Origin of the sequence: Herbiconiux oxytropis (assembly GCF_024979315.1) — a bacterium.
Taxonomy (GTDB): Bacteria; Actinomycetota; Actinomycetes; order Actinomycetales; family Microbacteriaceae; genus Herbiconiux; species Herbiconiux oxytropis.
In genome coordinates this window covers 532314-554633 of the sequence record NZ_JANLCK010000002.1, presented here as the reverse complement: position 1 = coordinate 554633, position 22320 = coordinate 532314, and the positions used below count along the sequence as shown (strand labels likewise).

Genomic DNA, 22320 nt, shown 5'->3' with positions numbered 1-22320 from the left:
GCCCCTGAAGGACGGACGGCTCTTCCGTGGTGCGGGTCGGGCTAGCCGACGCCGCAGGTGGTGAGGTCCTCGACCGCCACCGTGAGCGAGGCCGGACCGCCGAGCAGCGTCACGCGCGTGGCGCCGAGCTCGAGGATCGCATCGAGGGTCTCCGCCGGCACGCAGTCACCACGGGTGGTGAACAGCGGGGCGTCGATCCGCGGACCGAACGCCGAACCGGTGAGGGCGTCGGCGAACTTCTGGCCGGTGGCCAGGAGCACGCGGTCGGCCGACTCGAAGAAGTGCGCGTTGATCGAACGCGACGCTTCGTAGCGGTCGACTCCGCCGAGGCGGACCGTGGTGGCGATCTTGCCGGCGTCGGACGCGATGCCGGGCGAGACCGATGCCGGTCCTCCCGCGATCACGATCTCCGAGACGTCGAGCTCCTCGAGCAGCAGGGTGGTGGCCTCGTCGAGCTGGCCCGCCGTGCCCTTCACCAGGATGACCGGGCCGGCGCCGTCGATGGCGGCTCCCGCCGACAGTGCGTCGGCGAAGGTGCTGCCGGTGGCGAGCACCGCCACGTCTGCTCCGTCGGGGAAGGTGCGCGCCGCGACGTTGCGCGAAGCCTCGTAGCGGTCGGCGCCACCGATGCGGCTGACCTTTCCGAGGGCTGCGAGCTCGATCACCACGCGGTTGCTCACCGAGCTGGTGCCACCGACGATCACGATGTTCGTCGGATCGAGCCGCTCGATCTCTGCTCGCACCGCGGCGGGCACCGTGGCAGCGGTGGTGAGCAGGATCGGCCCGTCGGCCAGCGCCGCGGCGGGAGCCGCGGAGAGGGCGTCGGGGAAGACCTGGCCGGAGCTGAGGTAGACCGTGTCGGCACCCTCGGGGAAGCCCTCCTTGGAGGTGTTCACCGCGACCTCGTAGCGGTCGGCTCCGCCGATGCGGTCGACCTCGATGCCGAGGTCGGTGACCTCGAACTCGACCCAGCCGAGCACCTCGCCGGTCTCGGTGAGCACGGCGATCTTGTGCTCACCCGCCGGCAGGTCGGCAGGCAGGGTCACCGTGACCGTGCCGTCGGCGGCCACGAGCTGCCAGCCGCCGAGCTGACGGGGCTCGGAGTACGCGACCACGGAGACCCACTGGTTGGCGTGCTCGACTCCCACGAACACCGAGAGCGTGGCGCCGGGCTTCGTGACGTCGACACCGATCGAGATGTCACCCTTCACGTCGTCCGGCAGCGACTCCTCCGGCACGGTCACCGGCGGGATCGTAGGCTCCTCGGGCACGGGGGGCAGACCGTTCAGCACCTGCACGGGCACGATCACGCTGGTGCCGCTGGGGGCGGCGGTCAGCACGATCTCGCTCGCGGCGAAGGCGTCGGCCGGCACGGTCAGCGACACCGAGGCGGCGCCGTTCGTGACGGTGATCGGCTCGAACGTCGCGGCCGATCCGGTCCAGGATGCGGTCAGCGTGGTGTTCTGCGGGCTTCCCTGCGAGGTCAGGTCGAGACCCGACACGTCGAAGGTCACCGTGGAACCGAGCTCCACCGGAGCGGCGGGCGTGTTCGTCACCGTCACGGCCTTGCGGTCGAACTCGGGCGTGAGGCCCGGGTTCGCCTCGAGGTACGAGATCCACGCGTCGCGGTCGACGAGACCCGAGTCGCGGGTGTCCGAGCCCTTGGCGAACTCACGGAAGTTGTCGCCTCCCTGCAGCAGGAAGTTGAACGAACCGATCCGGTACGACTGGTCGGCCACGATGGGCTCCCCGTCGATGAAGATCCCCGTGACGCGGTCACCGGCGATGCGCGATGCGTCGAAGGTGTACTGCACGTTGTCCGAGAGGCCGAGCTTCAGGAACGGGCGCGACGGCACGTTGCCCGCCGCATCCGTCTGCCACTGCTGCTCGAGCACCGTCTTGAACTGCGCGCCCGTGAGCGAGGTCGTCCACAGGTTGTTCACGAACGGCAGCACCGCGTTGGCCTCGGCGTAGGTGATGACACCGTCGGTGTTGGCCGGGTTGGTGGTGGTGTCGCCCTTGAACAGCAGCTCGGCACGGATGCCGCCCGGGTTCACGACGCCGATCTCGGCCCCGCCGCGCTCCTCGGAGCTCAGCGAGCTGACCAGGGAGTCGGCGATCAGGTTGCCGAGAGCCGACTCGCTCGCGCGGTCGTCCCGCGTTCCGCCCGTGTACGTCCCGTCGACGAACGAGCCGCCCGCGTAGGCGGTCGTGATGTCGGCGGTCACCGAGCCCTTGGGCTGGTTGCCGATCAGCGCTGCCGCCGCGATGGCCGCATCCGTGATCTGCTTGACCTCCGCCACGCGGGGGTACGTCGACACGAGCTCGGCCTCGGCGACCGTGGTGCGGGCGACGTTCTGAGCCGTGTAGCTCATCACCTCACCCGTGGCCGGGTCGGCCGAGAGCACGACGTTGCCGATGTTCTCGCCGTAGTTGCCGGTCTGGAGCACGGGGCGGGTCTTGCCCTCGACGCCGGGGACCGGGGCGTCCCACGAGTACTGCTTGTGGGTGTGGCCGGTGAAGATGGCCGCGACCTCGGGCGAGGTCTCGTTCACGATCTTCGCGAACGCACCGCCCTCGGCGAGCTCCGCCTCGAGGGTCGAGCCCTCGACGATGCCCGCGCCCGCGCCCTCGTGGTACGACGCGATGATGACATCGGCCTCACCGTTGGACTCGTCGCCGTCGGTCAGCTGAGCGGTGACGCGGTTGACCGCCTCGACCGGGTCGCCGAAGTCGAGGTCGGCGATGCCGCCGGGCGAGACGAGCGTCGGGGTCTCCTGCGTCACCGCACCGATCACGGCGACGGTGAGGTCGCCGACCTGCTGCAGCGAGTACTCGTCGAGCGCCGGGGTCGCGGTGCCCTTGAGGTACACGTTGGCACCCAGGTAGTCCCACTCGGCGTTCCGGGCGTCGTCCGCACCGATCACGCGATCGACGAGGTCGGCGTAGCCCTGGTCGAACTCGTGGTTGCCCACGGCGCTCGCGGTGAGGCCGAGTGCGTTCAGCACGTCGATCGTGGGCTGGTCCTGAGCCACGCTCGACGCGAACAGCGAGGCGCCGATGTTGTCGCCCACCGAGACGAACAGCGAGTTCTCCTCGCCGTGCGCCGCGCGGAGCTGCTCGATCGTGCCGGCGAACTCGACCGTGTTGCCATCGATCCGACCGTGGAAGTCGTTGATGTCGATCAGGTTGATGTCCTGCAGCTCGGGAGCCGCGACCGTCACCGGGATGCGCACCTCGGTGCCGCTCGGCTGAGCCGTGAGGATGACCGCACCGGCGCCGTAGGGCGCGTCGGCGGGAACCGTGAGCGAGACCGAGACGGCGCCGCCCGTGACCTCGAGCTCCTCGAACGTGGCCGCGGAACCCTCCCAGGTCGCGGTGATCGTGGTGTTCGCCGGGCTGCCGAGCGAGGTCAGGTCGAGACCCTCGACACGAGCCGAGAACACGTCGCCGAGCTCCAGGTCGGTGTTCACGAGATCGGTGACCTCGACCGCACCGCGACCGAAGTCAGGGGTCAGACCGGGGTTCGCCTCGAGGTACGCGATCCACGCGTCGCGGTCGACGAGACCGGAGTCGCGGGTGTCCGAGCCCTTGGCGAACTCACGGAAGTTGTCGCCTCCCTGCAGCAGGAAGTTGAACGAGCCGATCCGGTAGGAGGCGGCCGAATCGATCGGCGCGCCGTCGATCCAGATGCTCGTGACGCGGTCGCCCGCGGCGCGGTCGGCGTCGAACGTGTAGGTCACGTTGTCCGAGAGACCGAGCTTCAGGAACGGGCGCGACGGCACGTTGCCGGCCGCATCCGTCTGCCACTGCTGCTCGAGCACCGTCTTGAACTGCGCACCCGTGAGCGACGTGGTCCACAGGTTGTTCACGAACGGCAGCACCGCATTGGCCTCGGCGTAGGTGATGACACCGTCGGTGTTGGCCGGGTTGGTGCGGGTGTCGGCCGCGAAGAGCAGCTCCGCGCGGAGGCCACCGGGGTTGACGACGCCGATCTCGGCACCACCGCGCTCCGGGGAGCTGAGCGACGAGACGAGCGAGTCGGCCACGAGGTTGCCGAGGGCCGACTCCGCGGCGCGGTTGTCGCGCGTGCCGCCGGTGTACTTCCCGTCGACGTAGGAGCCGCCGCTGAACGCCGAGGTGATGTCGGCGGTCACCGAGCCCTTGGGCTGGTTGCCGATCTCGGCCGCGGAGGCGAGCGCCGCATCCGTGATCTGCTTCACCTCGGCGACGGCCGGGTAGGCCGCCACGAGGGTGGCGTCGGAGGCGGTGCTGCGGGCGACGTTCTTGGCCGTGTAGCTCTCGAGGTCACCGGTCTCGCCGTCGACCGTGAGCACGACCTGGCCCACGAACTCGCCGTAGTTGCCGGTCTGGAGCACCGGGCGCGTGGCGTCGGTGCCGGGGATCGGTGCATCCCACGCGTACTGCTTGTGGGTGTGGCCGGTGAAGATGGCCGAGACCTCGGGCGAGGTCTCGTTCACGATCTCGGCGAACTCGCCGCCGGCGGCGAGCTCCTCCTCGAGGGTCGAGCCCTCGACGACGCCGGCGCCCGCGCCCTCGTGGTACGACGCGATGATGACATCGGCCTCACCGTTGGACTCGTCACCGTCGGTCAGCTGAGCGGTCACGCGGTTCACGGCGTCGACGGGGTCGCCGAAGTCGAGGTCGGCGATTCCACCTGGCGAGACCAGTGTGGGCGTCTCCTCGGTGATCGCGCCGATCATGGCCACGCGGAGGCCGTCGACCTCCTGGATCGAGTACTCCTGCAGAGCGGGGGTCTGGGTGCCCTTGAGGTACACGTTCGCGCCCAGGTAGTCCCATTCGGCGTTGCGAGCGCCCTCGGCGCCGATCACGCGGTCGCGGAGGTCGGCGTAGCCCTGGTCGAACTCGTGGTTGCCCACGGCGCTCGCGGTGAGGCCGAGCGCGTTGAGCACATCGATGGTCGGCTGGTCCTGAGCCACGCTCGACGCGAAGAGCGAGGCGCCGATGTTGTCACCGACCGAGACGAAGAGCGAGTTCTCGTTCTCCGCCTTGAGCTGTTCGACCGTTCCGGCGAACTTCACCGTGTTGGCGTCGATGCGGCCGTGGAAGTCGTTGATGTCGATCAGGTTGATGTCGACGGGCTCGGCCGCGGCGGCGCCGAAGTCGTAGCCGACGATGACCGGATCGTGGTCGCTCGAGCGGTAGACGTCGGGCGAGTAGAAGTCGGTCAGGTTGTAGTTGAACCGGCTGTACTCCTTGGCGATCGACTCTCCCGAGTTGATGTTCCAGACGTCGGCACCGGTGATCTTGGCGTCGGCCGAGGCCGAGGCGTAGACGTGGTCGAGCGAACCGCTCTGGCCGCTGAAGGAGTAGGTGTAGCTGCCGGTCTTGGATCCCTGGTCGACGTAGCCGGCCTCCTGGATCGCGACCGACGGGTCCTCCTGCGTGTAGGAGTTGAAGTCTCCGATCAGGAAGACGTCGGTCGTGCCGAGCTCGGTCTGGAGCTCGGCCGCGAACTCGAGGAGCGCAGCGGCCTGGCGGGTGCGGTCGCCGTTGAAGGCGCCCTGGATGCCGTTGGCGTTGTCACCCGTGGCGGGCGGATCGCTGTCGCCCTTCGACTTGAGGTGGTTCACGATGGCGATGAAGGTCTCGTCGTCGCTGCCGCCGGCGGCCTTGAACTCCTGGGCGAGCGGCGCCCGGGCGTTGGAGAACGCGGTGTCGACGAGCACGTGCGAGGCGCCGACGGGCTCCACGGCGGCCTTCTTGTAGATGAAGGCGGTGCGGATGACGTCCTCGCTCGCGGGCAGGGACGCTGCGTCCGGAGAAGGCACGAAGGCCCACTCCTCGGCACCCTCGGCCGTGTTGAGCGCGCCCACGAGCGTGCCGAGGGCCGCGTCGCGGTCGTCGCCGAAGCGGGCCGAGTTCTCGATCTCCTCGAGTGCCACGACATCGGCGCCGAGGCCGGTGATGGCCGCGACGATCTTGGCCTGCTGGCGGGCGAGGTTCTCGGCGTTCGCCGCGCCGCGGGCGTCGCAGCCCCGGTTGACGGTGATCGGGTTGCCCGCGCGGTCGGTGTAGTAGGTGCAGCCGGTGAGCTGGTCACCCGTGGTGGTGAAGTAGTTGAGCACGTTGAAACTCGCGATGGCCACCTGGCCGCCCACGTCCTCCGGCTGCGGCTGGCGCACGTCGGTGAAGGTGGCGGGCAGCGTGCCCTCGGCGGTGAGCTGGGTGGTGGGCTGGAACTTCCAGGCGCTGTTGCGGTAGTCGAAGATCACGGGAGCCGTGAACGCCACCGAGGAGCCGACGGTGATCGCCGGGTTCTGGGTGAGGAACGGCAGCGCGATGCCCTTGTTGGCGTTGCTCAGGAAGTTGGTCGTGGCGCCGTCGTCGAGCGTCACGGCGCGGGCCGCGTTGTCGGCCACCGCTCTGTCGTACTCGGGGGTGCCGGGGCGCGCGATCTCGGTGGGCGTGATCAGCGGGGAGTCACCCGCGGCCAGTCCGATCTCGGCGTACTGGTTGGTGCTGTAGGTGTTGCTCACCGTGAAGCCGCCCTGGGGGGCGACGAGCATGCCCTCGAGCGACTCACGCTCGGCGGCATCGGCCGGCAGCCCGACCACGGCGGGGGTGGGGGCCTCGACGGTCGACGCGTCGAGCTTCTGCAGCCCGGCGGCGTTCGTGACCGTGATCTGGGTGAGGTCGAAGTACTCGCTCACCGCACCGGTCACCGAGACGTAGTCGCCGACCTGCACGGAGGCGGCCGTCGAAGGCGAGTAGACGAAGATGGCGTCGGAGGCCGTGTGGGTCGCGAGGTCGATCGCGCCGCCGGTGCCGGGTGCCTGGATGTAGTAGCCGTTGAAGCCGCCGGTGCCGTAGGCCGCGGTCACGACGCCGAGCGCCGAGACGGTCTGCCCGACGAGGGGGCTCGCGGGTCCGGATCCCTGGATCTCCGGGATCGCTGTGGTGGTGCCTGGCGCCGGGGTCTCGGTGGGCGTCGGGGTGGGCTCGGGGGTGTCCGTGGGGGTCGGCGTGGGCGTCGGCTCCGGCTCGGTCGTTCCGCCGGAGCTCTGCGGGGTGACCGTGTCGCTCGTCACGAAGTCGGCCGCGTTGTTGTCGCTGTCGGCGAAGCCCGTGCGGTTGAGGGAGTTCGGCACCCCGTTGGCGCCGACGGTCGCGACGACCGCTCCCTCGAAGGTGTTGGAGGTGCCGAACCCGATGAGGTCGACGACGCCCTCGGTGCCGGTTGCGACCGCGCCCACGGGCAGCGTCAGCGCCGTGGTGGTCGAGGCGAGGTAGAGCGTTCCGTTCGTTCCGGAGGGGTTGAGAGCGCCCCCGAGGTCGATGTCGGGCGTCGGCAGGGCCGCACCCACCTCGCCGTTGCCGTTGATCTGAGCCAGGAAGTAGCTGTCGGCAGCGATGCTGCCCGAGAGGGGTGCGACACCGTTCGCGGCCGCGGTTCCGCCGCTCGAGCGGTACTGCAGCGACCAGCCGTCGAGGGAGACGGCGCTGTCACCCGGGTTGTAGAGCTCGACGAACTTCTTGTTGAACGGGGCGTTCGCCGACCCGCCCTTGGAGTAGACCTCGTTGATCACGACACCGGTGCCGTCGACACTGGCGGACGCGGACGACACGACTCCGACCAGCGGGGTCGCGATGAGCGCCCCTCCCAGAATCGACGCGAGAGCCGCTTTCACGGTTCTCGTGGGGGATTTGAACATGACTCTCCTACAGCTGGCGGATCACACGGATCTGGTCATGCTAGGTGCCGGAGGTAACAGAAAAAAGAGTGAACATTTCGCGCAGGTAAACATCTTCTTTGTTGAAGAAATGTCACCCGCTCGGGGGGCGCGCACGCCGAAACCTCCCCGGTCGGATGACGGGGGAGGCTCCGAGCCGGGGAGGCGCTTCGGGCGCCGCTAGGGCGCCGTGATCGGCCCCACCGACGCCGTTGCGAACCGCAGCTCGGTCAGTCCGCCGGGCGCGACGAGCGGGATGAGTTCGAGCTCGAGTGCCGTCACCAGATACTGCGCACTCGACTGCGTGGCGGGATCGGCCGGGATGTACGGACCGTCCCCACCTGGCTGATCCGGCTGCGCGTTGACCTCGATGGAGGCGATGGTGTCGGGCAGGAAGCCCAGCAGCCCCGAGAGGGCCGTGACGATCGGCGCCGTCAACAGCGCCAGGTCCTCGCCGAGGGTCGTCACGAGCGAGATCACGTTGCCGTTCAGCAACGCGACGAGCGGACCCACCAGTTCCGTCACGAGCGGTTCGACGACCACGTCGACGATCTCGTCGAGGTCGATCCCCAGGAGGCTCAGGGCGAACTGCACGGCGGGCAGGATGGGCAGGATCGTCGTCTCGACGGTGAACACCACCGGCGGCGCACCCGGCTCGGGGGCCAGGAGGGCCCCCAGGGTGGACTGCAGGAAGATCGACACGTCCACGAGCGGCACGGCACCGGCGAGGAGCGTGACCGAGGTGTCGAGATCGACCGTCAGCTGCGCTTCGTAGAGCGCTTCCGTCAGGTCGGAGGTGATCCCGGTGGTGAAGTCGTCCAGCAGACCGCCGATGATCGCCACGAGTTCGTTCACCACCTCGTCGTTCAGCACGAGCTCGGTGTTCGGCGCGAGGCTGTTCAGCCCCGTTCCCGGCGTGCCGAGCAGGGCCGCCAGGTCGACGTCGATCGTCCCGCCCCCGAGGTCGATCGTCACGATGCCCTCCGCGTCGGTGAGCGGCGTGGCCAGGCGATCGGCGACGGCACCCTGGAGGTCGACGTCGAGGATGACATCCCCTTCCAGGTCCCCCACACCCAGGCCCGTCAGCAGGTTGCCCACGAGACCGTCGAGGACCTCGTCGGAGATCAGTCCGTCCGGTCCCGCCAGGTCGTCGACCGCCGTCTGGATGACAGGCACCGTCTCGTTCACCTCGGTGACCAGATCGTCGAGCAGGTCGCTCTCGGCCGAGAGGTCGAGGCTCGCGATGCCGTACTCGCGCACCGATCCCGTGACCGGCCCCACTCCCCACAGCTCGTTGGCGAGCACGGCGCACCAGTCGAGCTCGGACGACGCCGCGACAGCGCCCACCTCGAGCTCCACGTCGGCCACGCCGGCGACAGCCGGGATGAAGTTGCTGAGCGCGATGGTGGCGGGTTCCGGCAGCTCGTTGTCGGGGGTGGTGGGGGTGACCCCGACACCGCCCGAGTTCGTCACAAGGCCTGAGGCCCCGGCGCCCGTGCCGTAGCCGGACACCTGCGCGTACTGGTTGAGCGCACCGGCCGACCCGAGCGGCAGCCCCACGGTGAGCCCCGTCAGATCGAGCCCGACAAGGCCGCCGAGCAGATCGATGTCCAGCGGATTCGTGTAGGTGTCGGTCTCCGGCAGCGGTGGCTGCTGGATCGCGCTCGGCGGGTCGACGGTCAGAGCGCCGTCGGCGGCGCGGAACAGCTCCACGCCCTCCACCTCGGCCAGCGGGTCGAGGTCCTGCCCGAGCAGCGATCCCGAGAGGAAGCGGCCGAAGGCGGTGGAGGCGTAGCCGGTGTCGGTGCCGCAGTCGAAGGAGGAGGTGCCGACCGTGCCGTTCACCCACTCCTCGTCGGGCCAGGAGGCGGTGGTGGCCGCGATGGTCGAGGGCACGAGTGCCACCGTGAGCGCTGCCGTGGAGAGCAGTCCGATTGTCGTCGTGAGACGTCGCATCTCAGTTCACCTCGTCGTTCGTGAGTGAGCGGCGGCCACGCATCCGGGAGACCACGAGCGCGAGGCCGAGGAGGCCGGCCGTGAGTGCTCCGAAGGCGGCGAGGCCGGCGAGCTGGCCGTCGAGACCGGTGTTGGCCAGAGGCCCACCCGGCCCGCCGGGTCGGTCGGGGCGGATCGGGTTGATCGGGCGGTCGTCGATCGCCGTGGCGGTGAGGCCGAGGCCCATGTTCCCGGTCAGGCCCATCAGGGTCTCGTCGGCCATCGCCGCGGCGCTGTCCTCGACCGCGAGCGTCACGAGCAGGTGCTCGGGGCTGTCGGCGCGCAGGGGGCGCAGCTCGAAGGTGGGACTCGACGTCGTGTAGTCGTCGGCCGGCGTCGCCACGGTCACGCGGGCGAGTCCGTCGGCGCAGCTGGGTGAGGTGTCCACGTCGGTCCAAGGCACCGAGCAGCGGTCCACCGTCATCGTGATGCCGCGGGGATGTGCGGTCACCCCGCCGTCCTTGCGGAGCTCGAGGCTGAGCGTGGCGCTCGAGGCGTCCTCCAGCCGGGCTGTGACCTGCCAGTACGCGGGGTCGCCGGGGCTGATGTCGAGGAACTCCGCCGGGTAGGGGTCGGCCGAGAGCACGAGGTGCCCCGGCTGCCCGGTCTCCGGGACGTCTATGAAGGCCGCGCGGGCCGCATCGGCGAGGAGCAGCGATCCGGCCGCGAGAGCGGCGACGGAGAGCAGTCCGACCAATCCGGTGACGACCCGGGACGGACGCGCAGTCCGTGCTGGGTGGTGCATGTGATTCCCCTGTCAGTGACGTGGTGCAGCCCGGCCCTGTCGGGACGGCCACAGGGCCCACGCGGCGATGGCCGCGACGATCACCGCGATCGCCCCCATGGCGATCGGGTGCTTGAGCCAGATGATGACCGTTCCGACGCCCGGGAGGGAGGCGACGACGCGCCCCACCTCGTCCACGACGTAGGTGTCGCGGTCGGGGTAGGCGTTGTCGTCGCCCTTGAGCGTCAGTGCCCGGGACTCCGGTGAGCCCTCCACGTCGTCGATCTCGACGACGCGGTGGGTCACCGGGGTCCCGGTGTCCGGGCGGTGGACCGTGACGACGTCGCCGACCTGCAGCTCTGCAGCGGAGACGGACTGCACGATCGCACCGGTGCCGGTGGGCATCGTGGGCGACATCGATCCGGTGATGAAGACGGTCACCGAGAGCGAGAACAGCCACGACACCAGGAGCCAGAGCACCGCGAGCATGCCGATCGTTCCCACGATCGTCACGGCGATGTCACGCGCCGGGATGCGGCGCCGGGTGGATGCCGAGGGGGGCTCGGGAGCCGACGACTGGTCGTCGATCCCTGAACCGTCTGTCAGAACGGTGCTCATGACATCCCCCGCGGTCCTCTGGTGATCCGGTCAGGTGCTTCGAGCGGCGGTCAGTCGACCGACTCGCCGATGAACTGCCAGGCCGGCGCGGCCTCGAGGCCCATCAGCTCCTCGCCGTCGGCGTCGGCCGGCAGCGTCACCTCGAAGCAGTAGTACTGCGTGCTTCCGGCTGCGGCGGCCAGGTCCTGGGCGGCGCTGCCGCCCGTGGTCGTCAGCGGGCCGTCGGCGATGACCGTGGCGCCGAGTCCGAAGGCGTCGATGTCGCAGTCCTCCAGCACGTCGGTGGTCGTGGCCACCCGCACGGCGAGCGCGTCGAGGAGGGTCTGGGCGTCGGCATCCTGGGTGATGTCGGCGAGCACCGCCGGCTGCAGGGTGACGTCGCCGGCGATCGACGTGTCGGAGGTCTGCAGCGCGAACTGCGCGTAGACCGAGTCGCCGGGCGACAGGTCGAGAGCGTCGAGGCCGAAGACGATCTCGCCGCCGGGGTTCTCGTCCTCGTTGACGAAGTCGCCGTCGAACGGGGCCTCCGTGTTCTGCAGCACCTCGAACGTGCTCGTGCCGATGCCGGGGCCGCCGGCGCCGTCGCCGCCGAACACCCATTCCGTGTCGGTCCAGGCGGCGAGCGTCGCCGTCACACCGATCCCGAGAACGGCTCCGGCCGCCCCCAGTGCGAAGATCTTGCGTCGGCGCGAACCCTTCTCGCCGACCTTCATCGAGCCCTTTTCCGTCGAGCCGTGCAGTGCCATCTCGGTTCCCCATTCACTTGTGATCCCGGCCGCTCCATCGCGGTGCCGGCGATCCTGATCTCGGATCTGCAACGGACGCTACGGGCGGCGGAGCGGGCCACACCCCGGAGCCGGTGGTCGTTCGGCAGTTGGTCGGTGATGCTGCGTAGTGCCGGCCGCTTGCGCCCGGTAGCCGCCCCTCTTGCGCTCCCGCCTCCATCGGTAGTCCTCGGTAGGGCGATCTCGGCAATTGAGTAGTCGGATTGCACAGAACCCCCATTTCGGGCGCCCGTGCTCGGTAGTGTGGGTTCACCTCATCGGAGTCGATGCGTCCCTCGGTCGCGAAGGCGGCGATGGGGCCAACAGGAACATCGGGTGTCTGTCTCTGATCGTGGGGGTCAACTGTGGCAGGAACAACGCGTCGCTTCGGCGACGAGGGAAATCAGGGAATAGTCGGAGACGATCGCAACGTCGACGAGGTCGTGGAGCGCCTCGACGCGGGTGGCAGCGTCATCGTGGTCGGAGCTCTAGGATCGGGCAAGAGCCACTTCTCCAGGGCGATCGTCGCGGAGCTGAGGGCACGTGGGGGCGATCCGGTGCTCGTGCGCGCTGCGGCGCCGCTCACCGACACCGCGCTCGGCGCCCTGCACGCGAACGCCGATCCGCGGCTGCCCTCGCTCGAGCGCGACGCGGTGCCGGGCGATGAGCACTTCGTGCTCGTGGTCGACGACGCGCACGCGCTCGACGCGGAGTCGCTGCGGCTCATCGGCCGCGCCGTCTACACCGGCCGGGTGAGCGCCCTGCTCTCGGTGACCGCCGATCCGGCAGGCGCCTCCGATTGCGCCACGCCCGAGGCCATCACCGATCTGTGGCTCGAGGGCGGTGCGGCCAGGTACGACCTGCACCCGCTCGAACCCCGCGCCGCCGATCAGCTCATCACCACCTTCGTGGGAGACGACGTCTTCGACACGGCCACCCGAAGCACGCTCATCGTGAGGGCGGGCGGATCGCGCATGCTCTTGCGCGAGCTCGCCGTCGAGGCGGCCTCCCTGGTGGCTGCCGATCGCGATCCGCTCGACCCGGCCGTCGAGCTCGTGCCGGGCTCCCGGCTCTCGGACGCGTTCGCCTCGACGATCGCGGAGTACACCCCCGAGCTGTGCCTCGCGCTCGCCCTGATCGGGCGACTGCAGGGCATCGCTCTCGCGGATGCCGGGCGCAGCATCCGCCCCGAATGGATCGACACGCTCGTCGCACGCTCGGCTGTGCACGTCGACGACTCCCCCGGCAAGCGCCTGCATGCCAACCCGTTCCTCGCCGGCGAGGCCGAGCGGCGGCTCGAGCCGGGCCGGCTCGACGAGGCGCTCGACGCGATCGCCCGCCGCGCTCTCGCCTCACCGGGGCAGCCGGCCGGGGCTCCGGTCGCTCAGATCATCGCCGCCGCGTGGTACTCCTCGCGCGACACGGTGCCCGCGCCCGCCGAGGTCTCCGACGAGGTGCGCTGCCGCATCCTCTCCAGTGCCGCGCGCAGCGCGAACGCCCGGGGGCGCGCCGACCTCGCGCTGGCCTACGTGCGACTGGGCATGGAGACGGACGGATGCCCGGCGCTGCTGATCGAGGCATCCCGCGCCTACACGCGGCTGCATCGCTTGCCCGAGGCGTTCGCGGTGCTCACGAAGCACGCGGCCGACGAGATCGAGCCCGCGGTGCTGCGCCGGCTCGTGCGGTGGTGGGCGACACTCGTGACCTGGGAGCCCGGAGACCGCTCGTTCGAGGAGATCGAGGACTGGCTCTCTGCGGGAGCCGTCTCGGACCCCTCGGTCGACGCCGAGATCGCCCAGGGTCGCGCCGAGGCCGCCTGTCTCCAGATGGAGTGGGAGAGCGCGGTGGAGCACGCCGCCTCGGTGCTCGGGATCTCCCAGGCGAGCTCACTCACCCGCGTCCGCGCAGCGATCGTGACCGGAACGGCACTCGCCGAGTTGGGACGCTTCGAGGAGAGCGCGAAGGCCTTCGCGAAGGTCGAGTACGCCAACCGCGACGCCGTGACGGGACGCCCGCGCTCCACGATCGCCGAACTCGCCGCGGTCGCGTTCGAGACGATCGGCATGATGCTCGCCGGCAGCATCCGGCCGAGCCTGCTCGCACGGCTGCGGCGAGCAGCCCTCGCTGCCGCCCAGCGCGACGACCGCAGCGCGCTCACGCTGGCCACCATCGTGGCCGGCCAGCTCCACGGCCTGCTCGGGGCGGACATGAAGCGTGCCGAGCTCGAGCTCGCAGCGGCGCTGCGTCGCTTCGACCGGATCGAGTTCGCAGCATGGCGACCGATCGTGGCATCGTTCCGTGCCGTGGCGCTCGCCAAGCAGGGCCGCATCGAGGAGGCCTTGGATGTGTTCCACGGCTCGGAGGCCGCCGCCCTGACGGGCAAGCGCCTGTTCCGGTTCTCGCGTCAGGCGTGCGAGGCCGAGATCCTCGGCGCGGCGGGCGAGATCGAGGCGGCGAGAGCGGCAGCGGCCGCCGCGGTCGCCGAGCGCGGCGTCGACGGCGATCCCGGGCGGCCGTCGATGATCGACGAGGAGCGGATGGTGCGGCTCTCGGGAGCCGAGGGCATCGGCCACGGCGTCGCGGAATCGGGCGCCGACGCTCTGCCGACGTCGGCGACTCCGGCAGCATCCGCACCCGGCCCCGCTCCGGCACGGTGGGGTCTCGAAGGCGGCGCCGCGGCGGCCGCCGCGCGGCTTGCCGGGCTCGGCACCGCGCCGGCGTCACCCGTCTGGCCGCTCCCGGGCGGCCAGGAGCCCGTGGAGCTCACCGAGCGCGAGACCGAGGTGGCGCTGCTCGTGGCGAACCATCTGAGCAACAAGGAGATCGCCCAGCGCCTGTTCCTCTCGGTGCGCACGGTGGAATCGCACGTCTACACGGCGCGCGGCAAGCTCGGCGCCCGCACCCGCCGCGAGCTCGGGCGCATGGTGACCGCCTCCGAGGCCGCTCCGATGATGGCGGCCGCCGGCATGCGGCCGCAGGAGCGTGGTGCCGACCGGGACCGGTAGACTGGGCGGGTCCCCTCCGCCCGACTGCAGGAGCAATCACGTGCCGAAGATCGTCGTCGACGTCATGCCCAAAGCCGAACTCCTCGATCCGCAGGGCAAGGCCGTCGCCGGTGCGCTCGCGCGGCTCGGCAACACCGCCTTCAGCGACGTGCGCGTCGGCAAGCGCTTCGAGCTGACCGTCGAGGGCGCCGTCGACGCCGAGGTGCTCGCCTCGGTGCGCGCGATCGCCGACGACCTGCTCTCGAACGGTGTGATCGAAGACGTCGTCGACATCACGGTGCTCGATGAGTCGGGTGCGCACAGCGGCGCCGGCGCATCCGGGGCCCTCGCGTGAGCACGCGGGTAGGGGTCGTCACGTTCCCCGGTTCGCTCGACGACCGGGACGCCCAGCGCGCCGTGCGGTTCGCCGGGGGCGAGGCCGTCGCGCTCTGGCACGGCGATCACGACCTGCAGGGCGTCGACGCCGTGGTGCTGCCCGGCGGCTTCAGCTACGGCGACTACCTGCGCTGCGGCGCCATCGCCTCGCACTCGCCGATCATGCGCGAGGTCGTCGCGGCCGCCGAGCGCGGTGTGCCCGTGCTCGGCATCTGCAACGGCTTCCAGATGCTCACCGAGGCGCACCTGCTGCCCGGCGGACTGATCCGCAACGACCACGGCTCGTTCGTGTGCCGCGACCAGGTGCTGCGCGTGGAGAACACCTCGACGGCCTGGACCAACGGGTACACCGAGGGCCAGGAGATCACGATCCCGTTGAAGAACGGCGAGGGCGGCTACATCGCCTCGGCCGAGACCCTCGAGCGGCTCGAGGGCGAGGGTCTCGTGGCCTTCCGCTACGTGGGAGTCAACCCCAACGGCTCGCTCGACGACATCGCGGGCGTCACCAACGAGCGCGGCAACGTGGTGGGGCTCATGCCGCACCCGGAGCACGCCGTGGAGGCCGGCTTCGGCCCCGACACCGCCCTCGCCATGCGCTCGGGCGTCGACGGTCTCACGATGTTCGCGTCGGCGCTGCGCTCCCTGCTCGCGGCCTGAACCCGCGCCGTCCCTGCCCGCCGGGCGGATGGTCGGCGTAGGGTCGGCCGCATGAGGCCGATCGAGCTCCTGCGCACCGACATCACGACCGTCGAAGCGGATGCGGTGGTGAACGCCGCGAACAGCTCGCTGCTGGGCGGCGGTGGCGTCGATGGCGCGATCCACCGGCGCGGAGGCCCCGAGATCCTCGCCGCGTGCCGCGAGCTGCGTCGCACCGACTGGCCGGACGGACTCCCCGCGGGCGAGGCCGTCGCGACGACCGCGGGCCGCCTGCCGGCGCGCTGGGTCATCCACACCGTCGGGCCCGTCTTCAGCGAGCGGGAGGACCGATCCGCCGTGCTCGCGTCGTCCTACCGGCGCTCGCTCGAGGTGGCGGGCGCCCTCGGGGCTTCGTCGGTGGTGTTCCCCGCGATCAGCGCCGGCGTCTACGGCTGGCCCGCTGCGGGCGCCGCTCGGATCGCCGTGGACACGGTCGCCGCGAGCCCTTACGAGGGACGCGTGTCGTTCGCGCTCTTCAGCGACGAGATGCTCGACGAGTTCCGCGCGGCGCTCAGGGGAGCAGGTGACCGGACGCGCTGAAGAGGCGGTACCACTCGGGGCGGGTGAGGGGGAGCTCGGAGCCGGCCACGGCATCCGCGATGCGCTGCGGGGTCGTGCTGCCGACGACCACCTGGATGGCGGCCGGATGGCGGGTGATCCACGCCACGGCGATGGCGGTCGGGGTGACGCCGTAGGCGGCGGCCAAGGCGTCGAGTTCGTCGTTGAGCGCTCCGTAGTGCTCGCGGTCGCCGAGGAAGACCCGCCCGGTCGCGGCGCTCTGGAACGGCGACCAGGCCTGCAGGGTGATGTCGTGCAGTCGGCTGTAGTCGAGCAGGCCGTTGTCGCGGTCGACCGACTGAGACTCCTCGGACATGTTCGCGGCCACTCCGGCGGCGATCAGCGGGGCGTGGGCGATGCTCAGCTGAACCTGGTCGACCGCAAGCGGCTGGCGCACGGAGCGCTGCAGCAGCTCGATCTGGCCGGGCGTGTGGTTCGAGACGCCGAAGTGCCGCACCTTGCCCGCGGCCTGCAGTTCGTCGAAGGCCGAGGCGACCTCGTCCGGCTCCACGAGGGCGTCGGGGCGGTGCAGCAGCAGGAGGTCGAGGTGCTCGAGCCGGAGGGCTGCGAGCGACTCGTCGACGCTTCGCAGGATGTGCTCGGCCGAGAAGTCGAAGTAGCCGTCTCGGATGCCCACCTTCGACTGCACGAGCACGCGCTCCCGCTCGGCGGGGGCGAACGAGACGGCCTCGCCGAACCGGGACTCGCAGCCGTGGCGCTCGGACCCGTAGATGTCGGCGTGGTCGAAGACCGTGATGCCGGCGTCGAGCGCGGTGCGCACCAGTGTGCGGATCTCCTCGTTCGACAGCGCTTCGATGCGCATCAGCCCCAGGATGAGGGTGGAGGCGACGAGGTCGGTGCGGGGAAGCGGGGCGGTTCTCATCCCTCGATGTTGTCACGACGCGGCGGTGCCGGGTCGGCCTTGGCGGGATCCTGGGCGACGACCTTGAGGGCTGTGGTGTCGAGCGCGGCCGCTCCGCCGTAGCCGCTCTTCCGGCGATGCAGGTAGGTCACCGCCCAGAGCAGTATGCCGATGGCCAGCAGGATGCCCGCGATGAGGTACTGGTCGACGGGGCGACCGGAGGTCCACGGGAACACGAGGTAGAGGCATGCGATCGCGCCGATGATGGGAAGGGCCGTGGGGGTGCGGAAGTGCTTGTGCTCGACCGGCTTCCTGCGCAGGATCAGCACGCACACGTTGACGACCGCGAACACCGCGAGCAGCAGCAGTGACGTGGTGCCGCCGAGCAGCACGGCGATGGGGTTGGCGGGGTCGATCGAGACGTACGAGGTGAGCGCGAGGGCGATCACCGTGGTGAACAGGATCGCGGCCCACGGCGTGCGGCGCTTCGGCAGCACCCGTGACAGGAACGGCGGCAGCACGCCCTGCTTGCTCATGCCGTAGAGCAGGCGGCTCGCCATCATCATGTTGATGAGCGCCGAGTTGGCGACGGCGAACAGCGAGATGAAGGGGATGAGCGCCGAGATCGGGAAGTCGGGTGCCGCCGTCTGCACCACCGTGACGAGCGGGGTGTCGTTGCCGGCGAGCTCGCCCACCGGCACGATCGCCACCGCCACGATCGAGATCAGCACGTAGACGACGGCGGTGATGCCGAGGCCGGTGAGCATGGTCCGCGGGAAGATCTTCGAGGGGTTCTTCGTCTCCTCGGCCATGTTGACCGAGTCCTCGAACCCCACCATCGCGAAGAAGGCGAGAGACGTGGCCGTCGAGATGGCGAGGAAGACGTTCTTGTCGTCGGGGGTGTCGAAGGCGACCACCCGGGAGAAGTCGGCCTGCCCGCCGAAGATGGCGAAGAAGCTGATGAAGATCACGAGCAGGAGACCCGAGAGCTCCACGAGGGTGAGCACGACGTTGAGCCCCACGCTCTCGGCCACGCCGCGGAGATTCACGGCCGCGATCAGGATCATGAACGACAGCGCGATCAGGAGCGCGAGCCCCGGCCCCTCGCCGAGCCCGAAGCCGATCACGAAGTTGCTCGCGAAGGCACCGGCCGCGGCAGAGGCGGAGGTGATGCCCGACGACATGACCGTGAAGCAGATGAGGAAGGTCACGAAGTGGATGCCGAACGCCTTGTGCGCATAGAGCGCGGCACCGGCCGCCTGCGGGAACTTCGTGACGAGCTCGAGGTAGGAGCAGGCCGTGATGGTGGCCACCACGAAGGCCACGATGAAGGGGAGCCATGCGGCGCCACCCACCTCCGCCGCGACCTGGCCGGTGAGGGCGTAGATGCCGGTGCCGAGGATGTCGCCGATGATGAACAGCAGCAGCAGCTTGGGCCCCATCACCTTCTTGAGCTCGGGGGTCTCGGGGGTGCCTGTCGACTGCGCCGTCGTGGTCATGTGCCCAGCATGCTCCATGAATCGGCCGAGCGGTGGCCCGTTAACCTCGGAGGGGCATAATGTCGCCCATGGCGAAGAAGACCCGAACGGTCCTGAAAGAACTCACCAAGGCCCTCGAGAAGCATGTCGCAGTGCTCGAGGACCCGAAGTCGAACCGTGGCAAGCGCGATCGGGCGACCGCCCGCGTGCGCGCCGCCGTCATCCACTACGACTCGGTGCTGCACTCGCGCACGGGCGCGTCGAGCGCATTCGTGGAGCTGCCGGACCCCGGGCTCGACGCGTCGACCGTGGCGTCGCTGAAGGCCGAGAAGGAGGCGCTGGAGAAGAAGCGCGCCGACAAGAAGGCCTCCAAGTAACCCGATCCGCTACGAGGCCGGGTTCGTCACGTTGACGAGCCAGTGGATGCCGAAGCGGTCGCTCACCTGGCCGAAGAAGTCGCCCCAGGGAGCCTTCTCGAGCGGGAGCTCGATCGTGCCGCCCTCGGCGAGCTTGTCGAAGTAGCCGCGCAGCTCCGCCTCGCTCTCGCCGCTCAGGGAGACCGAGATGTTGTTGCCGGGGTCGTACTCCATGCCGGTCGGCACATCCGAGACCATGAGCACGAGACCGCCCTCGGTGGTGAGCTGGGAGTGCATGATCCACTCCTGCTCCCCCTCCTCGGTGGGCGTCTGGAACTCGGCGAAGGTGTTGCGGATGAGCTCGCCGCCGAAGACCGAGTGGTAGAACTCGCCTGCGGCCCGGGCCTCGCCACGGAAGTTGATGTACGGGTTCAGGGTGGTCATCGCGCTCTCCTCTGGTCGGTGTGGAGCACACGCTAGCAGAACATGTGAACGGTGTACACATACCCGTGTGTGGCTCAGCCCGAGCAGGCTCCGGATGCCACGGGCTCGCTCGAGGAGACGGCCTCGAGCACGGGGGCGGCTTCGTCGAGAGTCATCGCGTAGCCGGTCTCCGCATCGAGGGTGGAGCGGGCGAAGACGATGCCCACGACCTGCCCGCTCACGTCGAACAGGGGTCCACCGGAATTGCCCGGACGGATGTCGGAGCGGAGTGAGTAGATCTCGCGGGTCACCGGATCCGCCTCGTAGATGTCGCTGCCCACCGCGGTGAGCACCTCGCGCACGCGGGACGAGACCGTCTTGTAGGAGCCGTTCTCGGGGAAGCCGGCCACCACCGCGGAGTCTCCCGCGAGGAGCTCGGTGCCGAGCGGGAGGGGGGCGGCGTCGAGGCCGGGCACGGCGAGCACCGCGAGGTCGCGGTCGGGGTCGAACACCACGAGCTCGGCGTCGAGGAGGCGCCCGATGCCGCCGACCTGCACGAAGAGCTCGTCGGAGCCGGAGACGACGTGGGCGTTGGTGACGATGCGGTCGTCGGCCACGACCCAGCCGCTGCCCTCGGCGTCGCTGCCGCAGCGGGGGGCCGAGGAGAGCACCTTGACCACCGAGCCGGCCGCCGCGTTGACGGCGTCCGGGACATCGGGGTCTGGCGGTGGGGCGCCCTGGATGGTCTCGGAGTCGAAGGCGAAGACCTCGGGGAAGCCCGAGTCGTCGAGCGCCTCGCCGATGGTGCCGAGGGCCGTCTGGGAGGGCACGGGCGCGATCGCGTCGAGGGTGGCGACCACCTTCGAGCTCTGCACGAGCTGCGTGACGGGGAGGATGCCGGTGGACTGCAGGAGGCCGGCGAGGAGCCACACCACGACGCCCCAGGTGAGGAGGCCGAGCACGGCACCGCCGAGCGAGTCGATGCCGCGGCCGATCTTCACGACACCGATGACACCGCGGAGGAGTCGCGCCAGGAGGGTGAGGAGGCCGATCGCGATGGAGATGCTCAGGATGAGCACGAGGCCGGCCGCCACGGCGCGCTGCCAGGCCTCGGCCCAGCCGACGGTGGCGAGCCACTCGACGAGCGGAGGGGCGGCGAGGGTCGCGAGGAGGGCGCCCGCCACGATGCCCGCGAGCGAGGCCGCGGTCACGAGGGCGCCGCGGCGCCAGCCCGCCGCGACGGCGAGGAGGGCGATCACGAGCAGCACGATGTCGACGAAGAGTTCCATGTGCCGCTCATGCTAGGCGGCGGCGTCCGGGCCCACCTGAGAGGAGGCCCGGGCCGGCATCGACTTGACAGTAGCTGTGCCTATAGCCGGCCACTTGACACAAGATGTGCCAAGTCGGCGGCTTTGGGCGCAGGTACTGTCAAGTCGGGGGCGGGGGCGGGGACGGGGCGCGACCGCGGGCCCAGAGGAGGACGGGGATGAGGAGGAGGGCGAGCACGCCGCCGGCGAGCGAGAGCACCGAGTAGCTCGTGCCGGCCATCACCGCCGCCGACATGACCCCGGCGCCGGCGCCCGAGAGCGCGATGAGCACGTCGAGGGTGCCCTGCACGCGGGCGCGGTTGGCCGGCACCGTGTTGTCGACCACGAGGGCGGTCCCGGCGATGAGGCCGAAGTTCCAGCCGAGGCCGAGCAGAGCCAGGGCGACGATCAGCAGGAGGAGGTCGTCTCCCGGGGCGAGGGCCGCCGTGATGCCCGCGGCGAGGAGGGTGACCCCCGCCGCGATCGCCATGGGCGTGCGGCCGATGCGGTCGACGAGCGCACCGGTGACGAGGGAGGGGAGGTACATCGCACCGATGTGGACGCCGATCACGAGGCCCACGTCGCCGAGGTCGTGGTGATGGGCGCGCATGTGCACGGGGGTCATGGTCATGATGGCGACCATCGCGATCTGGGTGAGGACCATGACGGCGGCGCCCACGTAGGCACCCGTGCCCGGGCGGGGCGGGGGCGGAGGCGGGGCGCTCGCGCTGGGCGCTGACACCCGCCCGCGCGCAGGCGCGGCAGCAGGCGCAGAAACGGCGGCGGAGGCCGACGCCGCGTCGAGGCGGCGCGCCAGGAGGAGAGGATCGGGGCGGAGGAGCACAAGGAGCACCGCGCCGGCCGCGAGGTACGCCGCCGCCGCGAGCAGGAACGGGCCCGCGAGCGCCGGGATGCCGAGGCCGAGCGCGAGCTCGCCGAGCGGCTCCACGAGGTTGGGGCCGGCGACGGCTCCGACGGTGGTGGAGACCAGGGCGATACTCACCGCGGTGCCTCGGCGGGCCGGCGTGGCGAGATCCGTGCCCGCGTAGCGCGCCTGCAGGTTGGTGGCGGTGCCCGCGCCGTAGACGAACAGGCTCACGAACAGCAGCACCACGCCGCCTGTGACCGCGGCCACCACGATGCCGATCGCGCCGAGCCCGCCCGCCGCGAACCCGATGCCGAGGCCGAGGCGCCGGCCCGAGCGCTGCGTGATGCGGCCGATGACGTACGCCGTGAGCGCCGAGCCGAGCGTGAACAGCGCGGTCGAGACTCCGGCGAGGCTCTCGGAGCCGAGCATCTCCTGGGCCAGCAGGGCGCCGACGGTCACTCCCGCGGCCAGCCCCGCACCGCCGAGCACCTGGCTCAGCACCACCACCGCGAGGGTGCGCCGCTGCACGCGCGCCCGCTCGTCGCGCTGTTCGTGCAGGCTGCCTGTCATCCGACC

15 protein-coding genes are annotated in these 22320 nt (G+C 70.5%); 5 read left to right on the top strand and 10 right to left on the bottom strand.

Annotated features, from left to right (window positions below; all coding sequences use genetic code 11):
* Positions 1-41: 41 nt before the first annotated feature.
* The 5 genes from N1028_RS19825 to N1028_RS05645 form a co-directional block, all read right to left on the bottom strand.
* Positions 42-7697, bottom strand: coding sequence for an ExeM/NucH family extracellular endonuclease (locus N1028_RS19825; RefSeq protein WP_259525851.1), 7656 nt, complete (start codon positions 7695-7697; stop codon positions 42-44).
* 198 nt (positions 7698-7895) lie between these two features.
* Positions 7896-9671: a choice-of-anchor G family protein gene (locus tag N1028_RS05660; RefSeq protein WP_259525850.1), complete on the bottom strand. Its 1776-nt coding sequence runs from the start codon at positions 9669-9671 to the stop codon at positions 7896-7898.
* 1 nt (position 9672) lies between these two features.
* Positions 9673-10455, bottom strand: coding sequence for a hypothetical protein (locus tag N1028_RS05655; protein ID WP_259525849.1), 783 nt, complete (start codon positions 10453-10455; stop codon positions 9673-9675).
* A gap of 12 nt (positions 10456-10467) precedes the next feature.
* The gene (locus N1028_RS05650; protein ID WP_259525848.1) at positions 10468-11052 is read right to left on the bottom strand and encodes a signal peptidase I; all 585 of its coding nucleotides are present in this window, start codon (positions 11050-11052) and stop codon (positions 10468-10470) included.
* Positions 11053-11102: 50 nt separating this feature from the next.
* Entirely contained in the window at positions 11103-11798 is a 696-nt protein-coding gene (locus tag N1028_RS05645) for a SipW-dependent-type signal peptide-containing protein (RefSeq protein ID WP_259525847.1), read from the bottom strand.
* Between the two features lie 383 nt (positions 11799-12181).
* On the opposite strand from N1028_RS05645, the gene N1028_RS05640 reads away from it, so the two are divergent.
* Genes N1028_RS05640 through N1028_RS05625 form a run of 4 tightly spaced genes read left to right on the top strand, consistent with a single transcriptional unit; the run spans position 12182 to position 16432 of the window.
* The gene (locus N1028_RS05640) at positions 12182-14821 is read left to right on the top strand and encodes a helix-turn-helix transcriptional regulator (RefSeq protein WP_259525846.1); all 2640 of its coding nucleotides are present in this window, start codon (positions 12182-12184) and stop codon (positions 14819-14821) included.
* Between the two features lie 40 nt (positions 14822-14861).
* The gene (purS, locus tag N1028_RS05635) at positions 14862-15155 is read left to right on the top strand and encodes a phosphoribosylformylglycinamidine synthase subunit PurS (RefSeq protein WP_259525845.1); all 294 of its coding nucleotides are present in this window, start codon (positions 14862-14864) and stop codon (positions 15153-15155) included.
* Complete coding sequence (gene purQ / locus N1028_RS05630) at positions 15152-15853, top strand: phosphoribosylformylglycinamidine synthase subunit PurQ (RefSeq protein ID WP_259525844.1); 702 nt, start codon at positions 15152-15154, stop codon at positions 15851-15853. The genes purS and purQ overlap by 4 nt, the downstream gene beginning before the upstream one ends.
* A gap of 51 nt (positions 15854-15904) precedes the next feature.
* Positions 15905-16432: an O-acetyl-ADP-ribose deacetylase gene (locus N1028_RS05625; protein ID WP_259525843.1), complete on the top strand. Its 528-nt coding sequence runs from the start codon at positions 15905-15907 to the stop codon at positions 16430-16432.
* On the opposite strand, the gene N1028_RS05620 is transcribed toward N1028_RS05625, so the two are convergent.
* Both N1028_RS05620 and N1028_RS05615 read right to left on the bottom strand, forming a co-directional pair.
* A complete protein-coding gene (locus N1028_RS05620; RefSeq protein WP_259525842.1) occupies positions 16404-17333 on the bottom strand; it encodes an aldo/keto reductase in 930 nt (309 codons plus the stop codon). The two genes, N1028_RS05625 and N1028_RS05620, sit on opposite strands and share 29 nt — an antisense overlap.
* Entirely contained in the window at positions 17330-18811 is a 1482-nt protein-coding gene (locus N1028_RS05615) for an APC family permease (protein WP_259525841.1), read from the bottom strand. Before N1028_RS05615 ends, N1028_RS05620 begins: the two co-directional genes overlap by 4 nt.
* 68 nt (positions 18812-18879) lie before the next feature.
* Here N1028_RS05615 and N1028_RS05610 point away from each other — a divergent pair, with 68 nt between their 5' ends.
* Positions 18880-19167, top strand: a complete 288-nt coding sequence (locus N1028_RS05610) for a hypothetical protein (RefSeq protein WP_259525840.1) — start codon at positions 18880-18882, stop codon at positions 19165-19167.
* A 9-nt stretch (positions 19168-19176) separates the two neighbouring features.
* On the opposite strand, the gene N1028_RS05605 is transcribed toward N1028_RS05610, so the two are convergent.
* The 3 genes from N1028_RS05605 to N1028_RS05595 all read right to left on the bottom strand — a co-directional run bounded on the left by N1028_RS05605 (position 19177) and on the right by N1028_RS05595 (position 22314).
* A complete protein-coding gene (locus N1028_RS05605; RefSeq protein WP_259525839.1) occupies positions 19177-19590 on the bottom strand; it encodes a VOC family protein in 414 nt (137 codons plus the stop codon).
* A gap of 74 nt (positions 19591-19664) precedes the next feature.
* Positions 19665-20858, bottom strand: coding sequence for a MarP family serine protease (locus tag N1028_RS05600; RefSeq protein ID WP_259525838.1), 1194 nt, complete (start codon positions 20856-20858; stop codon positions 19665-19667).
* Between the two features lie 139 nt (positions 20859-20997).
* Positions 20998-22314: an MFS transporter gene (locus N1028_RS05595; RefSeq protein ID WP_259525837.1), complete on the bottom strand. Its 1317-nt coding sequence runs from the start codon at positions 22312-22314 to the stop codon at positions 20998-21000.
* Positions 22315-22320 lie beyond the last annotated feature (6 nt).

Excerpts from the sequence above, each read along its gene's own strand:
- N1028_RS19825 (WP_259525851.1), bottom strand. The coding sequence starts at position 7,697 with ATGTTCAAATCCCCCACGAGAACCGTGAAAGCGGCTCTCGCGTCGATT.
- N1028_RS05660 (WP_259525850.1), bottom strand. The coding sequence starts at position 9,671 with ATGCGACGTCTCACGACGACAATCGGACTGCTCTCCACGGCAGCGCTC.
- N1028_RS05655 (WP_259525849.1), bottom strand. The coding sequence starts at position 10,455 with ATGCACCACCCAGCACGGACTGCGCGTCCGTCCCGGGTCGTCACCGGA.
- N1028_RS05650 (WP_259525848.1), bottom strand. The coding sequence starts at position 11,052 with ATGAGCACCGTTCTGACAGACGGTTCAGGGATCGACGACCAGTCGTCG.
- N1028_RS05645 (WP_259525847.1), bottom strand. The coding sequence starts at position 11,798 with ATGGCACTGCACGGCTCGACGGAAAAGGGCTCGATGAAGGTCGGCGAG.
- N1028_RS05625 (WP_259525843.1), top strand. The coding sequence starts at position 15,905 with ATGAGGCCGATCGAGCTCCTGCGCACCGACATCACGACCGTCGAAGCG.
- N1028_RS05620 (WP_259525842.1), bottom strand. The coding sequence starts at position 17,333 with ATGAGAACCGCCCCGCTTCCCCGCACCGACCTCGTCGCCTCCACCCTC.
- N1028_RS05615 (WP_259525841.1), bottom strand. The coding sequence starts at position 18,811 with ATGACCACGACGGCGCAGTCGACAGGCACCCCCGAGACCCCCGAGCTC.
- N1028_RS05610 (WP_259525840.1), top strand. The coding sequence starts at position 18,880 with ATGGCGAAGAAGACCCGAACGGTCCTGAAAGAACTCACCAAGGCCCTC.
- N1028_RS05605 (WP_259525839.1), bottom strand. The coding sequence starts at position 19,590 with ATGACCACCCTGAACCCGTACATCAACTTCCGTGGCGAGGCCCGGGCC.
- N1028_RS05600 (WP_259525838.1), bottom strand. The coding sequence starts at position 20,858 with ATGGAACTCTTCGTCGACATCGTGCTGCTCGTGATCGCCCTCCTCGCC.
- N1028_RS05595 (WP_259525837.1), bottom strand. The coding sequence starts at position 22,314 with ATGACAGGCAGCCTGCACGAACAGCGCGACGAGCGGGCGCGCGTGCAG.